At 64.8% G+C, this 11623-nt stretch carries 10 protein-coding genes; 4 read left to right on the top strand and 6 right to left on the bottom strand.

Annotation, left to right across the window (positions count from 1 at the left end; genetic code table 11):
- Positions 1–20: 20 nt before the first annotated feature.
- From ACOKS3_RS14635 to ACOKS3_RS14620, 4 genes are all read left to right on the top strand, one after another.
- Positions 21–2468 carry a TonB-dependent receptor plug domain-containing protein gene (locus tag ACOKS3_RS14635; RefSeq protein WP_422764039.1) on the top strand — a complete coding sequence of 816 codons (2448 nt, stop codon included), beginning with the start codon at positions 21–23 and terminating at the stop codon, positions 2466–2468.
- A 207-nt stretch (positions 2469–2675) separates the two neighbouring features.
- Positions 2676–3428 carry an ABC transporter permease gene (locus tag ACOKS3_RS14630; protein ID WP_422764038.1) on the top strand — a complete coding sequence of 251 codons (753 nt, stop codon included), beginning with the start codon at positions 2676–2678 and terminating at the stop codon, positions 3426–3428.
- A 10-nt stretch (positions 3429–3438) separates the two neighbouring features.
- Entirely contained in the window at positions 3439–4194 is a 756-nt protein-coding gene (locus ACOKS3_RS14625; protein WP_422764037.1) for an ABC transporter permease, read from the top strand.
- An 11-nt stretch (positions 4195–4205) separates the two neighbouring features.
- Positions 4206–4994 carry an ABC transporter ATP-binding protein gene (locus tag ACOKS3_RS14620; RefSeq protein WP_422764036.1) on the top strand — a complete coding sequence of 263 codons (789 nt, stop codon included), beginning with the start codon at positions 4206–4208 and terminating at the stop codon, positions 4992–4994.
- Between the two features lie 87 nt (positions 4995–5081).
- Here the strand turns inward: ACOKS3_RS14620 and metC are convergent, their stop codons facing one another.
- The 6 genes from metC to ACOKS3_RS14590 form a co-directional block, all read right to left on the bottom strand.
- A complete protein-coding gene (metC, locus tag ACOKS3_RS14615) occupies positions 5082–7790 on the bottom strand; it encodes a cystathionine beta-lyase (protein ID WP_422764035.1) in 2709 nt (902 codons plus the stop codon).
- Between the two features lie 89 nt (positions 7791–7879).
- Complete coding sequence (locus tag ACOKS3_RS14610) at positions 7880–8470, bottom strand: cysteine dioxygenase family protein (RefSeq protein ID WP_182366076.1); 591 nt, start codon at positions 8468–8470, stop codon at positions 7880–7882.
- Positions 8471–8499: 29 nt separating this feature from the next.
- Positions 8500–9318: an amino acid ABC transporter ATP-binding protein gene (locus ACOKS3_RS14605; RefSeq protein WP_422764034.1), complete on the bottom strand. Its 819-nt coding sequence runs from the start codon at positions 9316–9318 to the stop codon at positions 8500–8502.
- Positions 9308–9988 (bottom strand): amino acid ABC transporter permease, encoded by a 681-nt coding sequence (locus tag ACOKS3_RS14600; protein WP_422764033.1) that lies wholly within the window; start codon positions 9986–9988, stop codon positions 9308–9310. Before ACOKS3_RS14600 ends, ACOKS3_RS14605 begins: the two co-directional genes overlap by 11 nt.
- Positions 9978–10712 carry an amino acid ABC transporter permease gene (locus ACOKS3_RS14595; RefSeq protein WP_422764032.1) on the bottom strand — a complete coding sequence of 245 codons (735 nt, stop codon included), beginning with the start codon at positions 10710–10712 and terminating at the stop codon, positions 9978–9980. The genes ACOKS3_RS14600 and ACOKS3_RS14595 overlap by 11 nt, the downstream gene beginning before the upstream one ends.
- The gene (locus tag ACOKS3_RS14590; RefSeq protein WP_422764031.1) at positions 10712–11551 is read right to left on the bottom strand and encodes a transporter substrate-binding domain-containing protein; all 840 of its coding nucleotides are present in this window, start codon (positions 11549–11551) and stop codon (positions 10712–10714) included. Before ACOKS3_RS14590 ends, ACOKS3_RS14595 begins: the two co-directional genes overlap by 1 nt.
- Positions 11552–11623 lie beyond the last annotated feature (72 nt).

Raw genomic sequence — 11623 nt, 5'->3', positions numbered from 1 at the left:
CTGTCTAGAAGGATTACTCCATGTCCCACCACACGCCCTTGGCCAGCGCCATCGCCCTGGCCATCGCCGGCTTCGCCGTGCCCGCTTTTGCCGCCGAACCCAATGATCGCCTCGACACCGTGGTCGTGGTCGGTACCCACCGCAGCGACGTCACCGCCCTGCAAAGTGCCGCGCCCGTCGATGTGCTGAGTGGCGAGAAACTGCAGGAAACCGGCGCCAGCGACCTGTCCGCTGCGCTCACCGCCCTGTCACCCTCATTCAGCTTTCCGCAATCGCCTCAAGGAGCCTTTGCCGGCTCCATTGCCCAGGGTGCCTCTCTACGCGGCCTGGCCTCCGATCAGGTGCTGGTGCTGGTCAACGGCAAGCGCCGCCACACCAGTGCCAACGTCACCCGCCAAGGCCTGGTAAACGCCCGCGGTGCAGCAGCGGTGGACCTCAGCCTGATCCCGCTGTCGGCCATCGAGCGGGTAGAAATCCTGCGTGACGGTGCCGCAGCCCAGTATGGCTCGGACGCTATCGCCGGGGTGATCAACATCGTACTCAAGGAGCGCGACGAAGGCGGCAACGCCGGCTACCGTTTCGGCGGCTACAAGAAAGGCGATGGCCTGCAACGCAAGCTCAGCGGCTGGAAAGGCTTTGCCCTGCCCAACGACGGTTTCCTGACCCTGGCCTTCGACGCCGGCAGCCAGGACCCGGCCAGCGACACCCGCGACGACAACCGTCTGTTCTACCCAGGCTCGACCAGCATCAACAGCACACGCGAGCAAAACAACCGTTACCGCAACTGGCGCTGGGGCTCGGGCAATGTCTCGGACCAGTACAACTTTACCGCCAACGCCGAAATGGGCTTGGGCGAAGGCCTGAGCGCTTATGGATTTGCCACGTACGCGCACAAGAATACCGATGCCGAGAACTTCTTCGACCCACCGACTACCCTGCGCAGCAACTACGGCAGCGTGGCCCTGGCACGCTATCCGGACGGCCGCCTGCCCGTTACCCGCTATGGCCTGGAAGACTTTGCCGTTACCGGTGGCCTGCGCTTCGAAGACCAGGCCCTGGGCAAATTCGACCTGGCCCTGAACTACGGCGATAACCGCGTCGACTCCACCGACCGTAACGCCATCAACCCCAGCTGGGGTGCGGCCAGCCCATCGACCATCTACACCGGTCGGCGCGAAGCCGACCAGACCAACCTGACCCTCGACTGGACACGCGACTTCGCCAACGACTGGCTGTTCAAGCCGTTGACCGTGTCTGCCGGGCTGGCCTGGCGCCAGGAAAACTACGACCTCAGCGAAGGCGATGCTGCCGGCTGGTCCAACGGGCCGCTGTTCAACACCCGCGACCCCATCACCGGCAGGCGCATACCGGGTTATTACTCGGGTATCACCCAAGTCGATGCCGTGTCGCTGGACAGACGGGTGATTGGCGCCTATTTCGATGTCGAAGCCCAGCTCACCGAGAAATTCCAGGCTGGCGTGGCGGTACGCAGCGAACATTACTCGGACTTTGGCGACACCACCAACGGCAAGCTGTCCGTGCGCTACGACTTCACGCCCGAGATTGCCGCGCGGGCCAGTGCCAGCACCGGCTACCGCGCGCCGTCGCTGGTGCAGAGCGGGCTGTCGTCGTTCAGTGTGCAAGTGGTGGAGCAACCGCCGGGCAGCGGCAACTGGGTCGAGGTGCAGCAACGTACCCTTCGCGCCGACAGCCCGGAGGCCGCGTTGCTGGGGGGCAAGGCACTGAAGCCTGAGGAGTCGACCAACTTCTCGGTGGGCCTGGTCTGGCGTCCACTGCCCAATGCCTCGGTCACCCTCGACGCCTACCGCATCGACATCGACAACCGTATCACCCTGTCCGACCAGTTGCCGGCTGCGGTGGTCGGGCCGATTTTCGCCGGCACCCCGTACGCCAATATCCAGAGCGCAGCGTTCTACACCAACATCGCCGATACCCGTACCGACGGTTTCGAACTGGCCGGCCACTACCAGCTGGACCTGGCCGCCTGGGGGCGGCTGGACATCAACGGCGGTTATGCACGCAACAACACCCGCATCACCGGGCTGGACGACGTGGGCAGCATACCCGGCAACCAGATCATCGGCCGCAACACCCAAGGGCTGATCGAAGACGGTACACCCAAGGACAAGCTGACCCTCAGCGCCAACTGGCTGTATGACGGCTGGAGCGTCACCGTGGCCCAGCGCCGCTATGGCGAGTGGAAAAACAGAAACGCTGCCAACCCAGCGCTGGACCAGACCTTCAGCCCGCAGTGGGTGACCGACCTGGATGTGTCGTACCGCTTCGACCTGGGCCTGACCGTGTCGGCGGGAGCGATCAACCTGTTCGACAGCCATCCGGACAAGCTTGAGGGGGCGCAGCTGTATGGCGTGCCGAAGTATTCCATTACCAGCCCCGAGGGCGCGCAGGGGGCTTTCTACTACACCAGTGTGAGTTACGACTTCTGATCTGATGATCTGAAACCGCGTTGGCTTATTCGTGGGCTTGCCCGCGAAAAAAGCCAACTCCGATTTTGCTGACTGACTGCTGCTCCAGCAACACCCCGCTGCTGCCCCAGCACCACCTCTACCCTTCCCGCCCTGCCATGCCGGGCCTGCGCCGCTTGGCGCAGCTCTTGCAATACCTCTGAACCCACTGCTTTCCCAAGGCCAGCCATGCGCGTGCTATCCCCTCTTTCCTGGTTCATCTCCCCCCTGGCACTGCTCATCTTCTGGGCCGTGGTAGCCAATGCCGGGCTGTTCCCGACCAACCTGCTGATCCCACCGCAGGAGGTGTGGCGCAGCTTGACTGACTTGCTCGCCACCGGCGAATTGCAGGAGCACCTTACCGGCAGTCTTTCGCGGCTGGCCCTGGGCTTTACCGGCGGCGCACTGGCCGGCCTAGGCTTTGGCGCGGCGCTGGCCCTGTCGAAGACCGTGGACGCCTACTGCGCCCCCCTGTTCCATACCCTGCGCCAGGTGCCGAGCATCGCCCTGATCCCGATGTTCGTGCTGCTGTTCGGCGTGGACGAAACCTTCAAGGTAGTGATCGTCGCCAAAACCGCATTCTTCCCGGTGGCGCTGGCTACCTGCGAAGGCATACGCGCCATCCCGCGGAGCCATTTCGAAGTGGCGGCGGTGTACCGCCTGCGCTGGCCTACGCTGGTCGGCCGCATTGCTCTGCCCGCTGCAGTGCCGGCGATCGTCACCGGTATACGCGTGGCCCTGACCCGCGCCTGGGTGGTGCTGGTGGCCTGCGAGCTGCTGGCAGCCGACAGCGGCCTGGGGCAGATGATCGAGATGGGCCGGCAGATGCTGCGCATCGACGTGGTGATGGTCGGCGTGGTGCTCACCGGGCTGATCGGCTTTACCCTGGATTTCACCCTGCGCCACGTGGAACGGCGCCTGTCGGCCTGGCAAAGCCGCTAAGGAGGCTGTGATGAAACTGCAGAACTTGCGTGGCCTGGTGCTGCCGCTGTTGCTGCTCGGCGCCTGGGAATACGCTTCGCGCCAGAGCGCGGCCGGCGCCTATGCCTTCGTGCCGCTGGCGCAGGTGGGCACGGCACTGGCCGAGCTGATGACCAGCGGGGAACTGCTGGTCAACCTGTGGGCGAGCCTGTTGCGCACCTGCAGCGGCCTGGCCATCGGCATTGTCGGCGGCATTGGCCTGGGGGCGCTGATGGCCCTGTTCGCACCGGCCAACCGCCTGATCGCGCCACTGTTCCATGCCCTGCGCCAAGTGCCGATGCTGGGCTGGATCCCGCTGATAGCCTTGTGGCTGGGTAACGGCGAAAGCGCCAAGCTGCTGATCGTCAGCCTGGCGGCGTTGTATCCGATGGTGCTGAACACCTTCGAGAGCCTGCGCCAGGTCGCAGGCCAGCACCGTGAGGCCGCGCAAGTGCTCATGCTCAGCCGTTGGCAGCAACTGTGGCTGATCCTGCTGCCCGCCGCCCTGCCTGGCATTGCCGCCGGGGTGCTGCAGGCCCTGGCTTTCGCCTGGGTCACCTCGGTGGGCAGCGAGCTGTTCCTGTCCGCCGGGGCCGGCCTTGGCAGCCTGATGATGAACGCCGAGGCCGCCGCACGTATGGAGATCATCGTGGTCTGTGTGCTGTGCATCGGCCTGTGTGGCTACCTGATGTCCTGGTTGTGCTCCCTGCTTACCCGCCGCCTGCTGCGCTGGCGCCCTACCCGTTGAAAGGCCCGACCATGAACGCCATCGCCCATGCTCTACCTACCAGCGCCAGCACTGGCGCCGTGACCATTCGCGGCCTGAGCAAGGCCTACCCACTCAAGGGCAAACCAGTGCCGGTGCTCGAGGGCATCGACCTGGACATCCGCGCTGGCGAATTCGTCAGCATTCTCGGTGCCAGCGGTTGCGGGAAGTCGACGCTGCTACGGTTGATTGTCGGCCTCGACCAGGACTACCAGGGGCAGATCTTGCTGGACCACCAACCTGTGCGCGGGCCGGGTCTGGAGCGCGGCATCGTGTTTCAGGACCATCGTCTGTTCCCGTGGATGACCCTGCAGCAGAACATTGCGCTGGCGTTGAAAAACCATGCTCTGGCTGCCGCCGAAAAGCACCGTCTGGTGGCCGAGCACATCGAACTGGTGGGTCTGAGCGGCTACGAGCAGGCCTATCCACACCAGCTGTCCGGCGGCATGGCCCAGCGTGCGGCGATCGCCCGGGCGCTGGTCAACAAGCCCAAGGTACTGTTGCTGGACGAGCCGCTGGGGGCACTGGATGCCCTGACGCGGGTACGCTTGCAGCAGGAGTTGCAGCGTATCTGGGTTCAGGAGCGTTGCACGGTGATCATGGTGACTCACGATATCGAGGAAGCGTTGTACCTGGGCGACCGGGTGATTGTGCTGGATGCCCATCCTGGCCGGGTGCGTGAAGACTTACGCATCGAACTGCCTCACCCTCGTGAGCGTCACAACGCCTTGCTGCATGAGTACAAACAACGCCTGCTGGATCAATTGGTCGGGCATTCTTGATCCATAAGGCGTGATAGGCCCCGACCCAGTCGGGGCATTACCTCTGAGCAATCTCGCTACACGCTCACGGGTGTGAACGTCATCGCATCAACGCAGCAGGAGGGTCTTTTGCAAAGCCTGCTCCAGGTCCCGCTGAAGCGATACGGTACTCTCCAGCCCCACATGCAACCGCACAACCACTGCTCGATCAGCTTTTGCGAAATGCCTGTCTCCCAGCTCAGCCAGCATCACCAGACTTTCGTACCCTCCCCACGAAGCGCCGATACCGAACAGACGCAAGGCATCGGCAAAGGCCTCTGCCTGACCCGCAGCGGTATCTGCCAATTCGAAACTGAGCAGGCCATTGCTGCCCTTGAAGTCTCGCCGCCATAGGGCATGCCCTGGGTGCTGCGGCAACGCCGGGTGGTACACCCGTGCCACTGCCTCGTGCTGTTGCAGCCAAGTGGCGATCTCCAGCGCCTGGCGCTCATGCACCGCCATGCGGCTGGCCAGGCTGCGGGCACCCCGCAACACCAGCCAAGCGTCATCCGGGCTGACGGTGCAACCACAGGTATCGCTGCTGCGTGAAAGCGCCGCAAAGGCCTCCCGAGTGGTGCACACACTGCCCATCATCACGTCGCTGTGCCCGCCCAGGTACTTGGTCAGGGCCATCACCGAAATATCCGCCCCCAAGGCCAACGGCTGGTACAGATAACCTGAGCCCCAGGTGTTGTCCACTGCCAGCAGGATGCCTCGCGGCCGACACAGCGCCGCCATGGCAGGCAGGTCGTTGAGTTCGTACAGCAAGGAACTTGGGCTTTCGCTGTAGACCATGCGGGTATTGGCGCGCAAGGCAGCCTCAAGCCCCTGGCCGTCGGCGGCAAAGTACTCCACCTGGATGCCGAATGGCTGCAGCAACTCCTTGGCCAGGCGCCGTACCGGGCCGTAGACACCATCACTGACCAGCAGGTGATCACCTGGGCGCAGGTAGGCGAGGAAGGTTTGCGTAATGGCCTGCAAACCGGTTGCAAACAGCTTGGTCCGATAGCCACCCTCCAGCTCGCTAACCAGATCCTCAAGCGCAAAGGCGGTGGGGTTGCCACGGGCACCGTAGCTCAGCACGCGCTCCTGGTCACGCTTGCCTCGGGCCAAGCGCAGGTCGGCGACGCTGTCGAACAGTACGGTGCTCATGCGTGTGACAGGCGGATTGACGGCCTGGGCACCCTGCCCCGGCTCCCCGCGAGCGGCGTGCACCAGCCGGGTGGCGACAGGGTCGGACGGGGGCAGCGGGGTGAAGCTTGCTGTTTCATCAGTGTTCATCTGGCCAATCAAGCCGGTCTCCCACGCCAGGTACTGACGCGCGGCCGCCTTGTTACCAGTGTGGCGGTCGTGGACAAAAAACAGAAAGTCGATGCAGTCGGCATCGGCCAGTGAAGCGTCGGCCTCGACCTGCGGCCACTCATCCAGCAGTGCCGGGGGGAACAGCCTCGCTGCCTGGCGCTGTACTTCTGACAGTTCGCTGGCGGCAAGCTCGGCGATCTGGGCATCGTCGGCTATCAACACCAGGCGCCGAGTTTCGCCTTTCACTTGCTCGGCCAGGCGCGGGCGTATCGTCCACTGCGCCCCACGCAAGTGGCGCTTGCGGTAGGCGCTGCTGGTCCGCAAGTCGAGCAATAAGGCACCTTCCAGCTCGGAAACGGCGGCCTCGTCCAGCGTTTGCGCCAGCGCTGGCCGCACAGGCAGGGTCAGGCCACTGCCCAGGCCGCCTTCGAGCACATACACTTCATGCCCCATCTGCCGCAGCCAGCTGGCAGTCACCGGCGCGCGCACGCCATCGTCATCGAACAGCACCACCCGGGCCTTGCGAACACCGATGTACAAGTCGGTGCCCTGGACCAACTGGCCGCCCGGGCAATGCTGGGCGCCAGGCAAACTGCCTGTCGCGAACTCTTCGGGTGTACGCACATCGCACAGAAACAGCGAGCGTTGTGCGCACTGGTGCCAGGCCTGTACCTCTGCGGCAGATACCCACTGCACCCCAGCCTTGCGCGCCAGCGCCGAGGCCCTTGCCTGTTGGCGTTGCAAGGCTTTGCCGCTGTGCGCCGGGTAGCCGCGCTGGCCGCCATGCTCGAGCGGCAAGTCGACCAGGTACCAGCCCTGAGTGCCGTTTTCCAGCGCATAGACCGGATTGTCGATGCCCAGGTTGATCAAGGTCTGGGCACCGATGATGCTACGGGTTCGCCCGGCGCAGTTGATCACCACTGGGGTGTGGGTATCGCTGAGCAGATCTTCCAGGCGGTAGCCCAGTTCGCCATTAGGGCAGCAGGTGGCGCCGGGGATGTTCATCTTGGCAAACTCATCCAGCGGTCGACCGTCAAGCAGCACCAGCGGCCTACCCTGACGCTGCCACTCGGCCAGTTCCAGCGCGGTGATGCTCGGCGTGTGGCAAGCGTGCTCGACCAGTTCGCCAAACGCCTTGGATGGCAGGTGTACCCCGGCGAACAGCTCGAAGCCTTCAGCCTGCCAGCCCCGGCTGCCGCCCTGCAACCAGTGCACGGCGCTGTAACCCAGCGCCTGCAAGCGCCGGGCGCCGCGTTGAGCCAGCTCGCCGCCGGTTTCGTCGTATACCACTACCCGTACAGCCGGGTTCGGTGCCAGGCGCGGTGCTTCGATTTCCAGGCGGCTGTAAGGCAGGTTGACAGCGTAGAACAAGTGAGCCTCGCCGTATTGACCGTGCTCGCGCAGGTCGAACAAGGCAATTTCCTGGCCGTCGAACAGACAGGCGTGCAGTGCTGCGGGGGTGATGCTGGGAGTCATGGAACGCAGTCCGTGGTCGTTGTCTGGAATGTCAAAATGCGTTGCCTGCACTGGCTTGCCTGCGAAAGGGCCAGCACAGGCAGTGAGGGTCAGAGGCCGTAGGCCGCGATCGAGGGTGCCATCTGCGACTTGTTGTAGTTCACCACGCTGCCGTCTTCCTTGACTCCGTAGCGGTTTTCCAGCGACTCCAGCGGGCGACCATACAGGTGGAAATGCAACGTCGGGCTGTCGCCGTCCACGCGAATGCCGTGCAGGTCTTCGCCGAGAAACGCCACCGAAGTGCCCGGTTGCACCACCACCTCGCGCTCCAGCGCCAGGCTGGCGCGGGCCGGGTTGCTGCGGTCGTCCTCGCGGCGATAGACGCGGTTGAGCTCCTGGCCTTCGACGGCAACGATGATCGCCCAGGTTTCATGGTTGTGCGGCAGGGTCGCCTTGCCTGGCAACAATGAGTTGACGTAGAGCGTCGGCGACTCGCCGTCGTCATTCAGCCGGTAGCGGAACTGGGTTTCGCCAGTGGCGGCATCGGGTGCCGGGAAGCGCTCGAAGTTGAACAGCTCGCGGCGCCCGGCCAGGCCTTCGAGCAGCACCACGATCTGCTGCAGCGCGGCGCGGTCGACGCCGCGCTGGTGGATGGCGCGCACTTGCGCGAGGAACGGCTGGATCACGGAGTCATGGGACATGGTCAGTCTCTCTTCTGGTTCAAAGGGCATTACACGCTGAGGCTGTAGCGCCCCAGGTTGCTCAATACATCGGGAGCCGGGCGGCCGGGGCGCTGGCCGCCCTCGCCCAGCGCGTGCTGGAGGAACACACGGGTACGTTCGTGGGCAGCTGCACGGAACACCTGCTCGGCGCTGCCGTGCTCGACAATGCGGCCATGCTCGGTGAAATACACCTGGTCGCTGATCTCCTCGGCAAAGCGCATTTCGTGGGTAACCAGCACACAAGTCATGCCCTCCTCGGTCAGCTCGCGGATCACCGCCAGCACCTCGCCGACCATCTCCGGGTCCAGCGCCGAGGTCACCTCGTCGAACAGGATCAGTTGCGGGCGCATGGCCAGCGCGCGAGCGATCGCCACGCGCTGTTGCTGGCCGCCCGACAGTTCGCCGGGGAAGGCTGCGGCTTTGTGCCCCAGGCGTACCTTGTCGAGCAGCACCATGGCCTGCTCGCGGGCCTCGGCCCGCGGGCGGCCGAGCACCTGCGTCGGGGCGATCAGCAGGTTGTCGAGCACGTTCAGGTGCGGGAACAGGTTGTACTGCTGGAACACGAAGCCGACCTGCTTGCGCAGAGCGATCAGCCCGGCCTCGCCGCGCAGTTGCTCGACCTGGGTGTCGCCGATGCGGATGCTGCCACGCTGGGGCCGCAGCAGGCCGGTCATGCAGCGCAGAATGGTCGACTTGCCCGAGCCGGACGGGCCGATGATCGATACAGCCTGGCCGGCCCGCACGCTGAGATCGATACCGCGCAGCACCGGGTTGTCGGCAAAGGCCAGGTGCACGTCACGCAGCTGGATCAGGGGTTCAGAAGGCATAACGGCGCTCCAGGCGGTGGGTCAGGCGGGCGATCGGGTAGCAATAGGCGAAGAACAGCGCCAGCACGCTGAAGTACACCAGCACGGTGAAGCCGCTGCGGTTGACGGTATTGGCGGCTACTTGGGCGCTGTCGATGAGATCGTGCACGCCCACCAGCGAAGCCAGGGCGGTGCCCATCGTCACCACCGCGTACAGGTTCATCCACGGCGGCAACATGCGCCGCAAGCACTGCGGCAGGATGATCGAACGGAAGATCTGCCTGCGGCTAAAGGCCAGCGAACGCGCTGCCTCCCATTGGGTGGCAGGGATCGACGCCACCGCGCCGCGGAAGATCTCCGCCACGTTGGCGCTGGCCGGCAGGGCCAGCCCCACGGTGACCTTTAGCCAGTCGGGGAACGCCATCCAGGTGCCCCCCACCTGCACATCGAAGGGGAACACGTAGGAAGTGAAGTAGATCAGTACCAGCCACGGTGCATTGCGAAACACCTGCACCCACAGTCGCGCGAGCACACGCAGCGGTGCCAGTGGCGACAGCAGCAGCGTGCCCACCAGCAGGCCGAGCAGCGTGCCCAGGCCGATGGCGCCTACGCTCATCTGAATGTTCTGCAACAGGCCCACCCCCAGCGTCGGCGACCAGTGCCACAGGGTGGCGAGGTTCTCAATGGCCATAGCCTGGCATCCTCAGGCGCGCTTCAAGGAAGCGGCCGGCACAGTTGACTGCAAAGCTCAGCAGCCCGAAAAAGGCCAGGATCAGGATCATCAGTTCGACCACATTGTTGCCCTGGGTCCAGATCATGATCGAGGCGTAGGTGATGTCATTGACGGCGATGGCCGAGGCCACGGCCGTCATCTTCACCAGATCGATAAGGTTGTTGACCAGCGCAGGCAAGGCGAAACGCACAGCCAGCGGCAGTTGCACCTGCAGCAGTTGCTGCCGGCGGCTGAACGCCAGCGAGCTGGCCGCTTCCAAGGTCACCGCGGGTACCGCTTCGATGCCGGCACGTAAAGCTTCTGCGTGGAATGCGCCCTTGTGCAGCGAGATCACCAGCACCACCCAGGCGAACGGGGTCATGGGGTTGGCGCTGCCCAGACTCTGATTGATGAGCATGTTCAACACCAGGAAGGCGCAATACAGCTGCACCAGAGTCGGGGTGTTGCGGGTCACTTCGATGAAGGCCCTGGCCGGCCAGGCCAGCCAGCGCCGTTTGGAGGCCACCGCTGCGGCCAGCAGCACGCCCACCAGCAGGCTGCCGACGATGCCACACAGGCACAGCCACACCGTGGTCAGCGCGCCGTCCAGCAGCTTGCCACTGGCGTAGACGTCGAACAGAAAACCGTAGTCCAGGCCAAGCCGGGCAAGTTGCCCGACCAGCCAGTGCAGAGCGTCGCTCATCAGGCGCCTTCGCCCTGCAGCTTGGCGCGCAGCTCCACCAGCGCCGGCGAGGCCGGGGTGATGTGGTTGGCCTGCTCACGCTCGATCAGCCAGCCGCTTTTGTGCCACTGTTTGACGAACGGGTCGAGGCGCTGCTGGGTATCGGTTTGGCCCAGGCGAGTCCAGATAACCGACGGTGCCGGATTGAGCTCGGGTGTCAGGGCACGGTAGCCACTCCACTCGCCGCCCTTGGCCAGCAGCGGGTTGATCAACGTGGCGTCGTGCACGGCAGCCACGCAATTATTGCCGCGCAGGGCCAGCAACGATTCGGCGGAGGTCTTGAAGGCTTTGATATCGGCGCCCAGATCAACCAGCGCCTGGGTGTAGCTGCTGCCTTGGCTGGTGCACACCGGCTGGCCCTTAAGGTCTGCCCACGCTTTGATCGGGCTGGCGTCGGCGAGTGCCGCAGCGCCGCCGACCCGGTAGAACGGAGTGGGCACGTGCCCCAAAAGCTTGTCGCGCTCGGCGGTCCACTCCATGTTGGCGATCAGCAGGTCGACCTTGCCCTGCTGCAGAAACTGTACGCGGTTGGCCGGCTGGACCGCCACCAGGTCCACTTCCACACCCAATTGGCGCGCCAGATCGCGGGCCAGGTCGACGCTGAAACCGACGGGTTGGCGGGTGGCCGGGTCGATGGCGCCGAACGGGCCACCCGACAGCACCACCCCTACCGCCAGCTTGTGGCGTTGCTGAATCTTGTCCAAGGTGGCGTCGGCCTGGGCCAGGCCGCTGGCGGCCAGGGTAGTGGTGGCCAACAGTGATGCGAACAGCCCGCGGCGGGCGATGGTGGACAGCGACATGTAGGGTTCCTCATCCCGGCAGCCGGAACTCCCGGCCAATGAGGGCGCATGCTAGGAACTTGCCGAGGTGAG

It is taken from the genome of Pseudomonas sp. HS6-2, assembly GCF_049325675.2.
In the GTDB taxonomy this organism is placed as follows: Bacteria; Pseudomonadota; Gammaproteobacteria; order Pseudomonadales; family Pseudomonadaceae; genus Aquipseudomonas; species Aquipseudomonas putida_N.
This window is presented reverse-complemented; position numbering and strand designations above follow the sequence as displayed.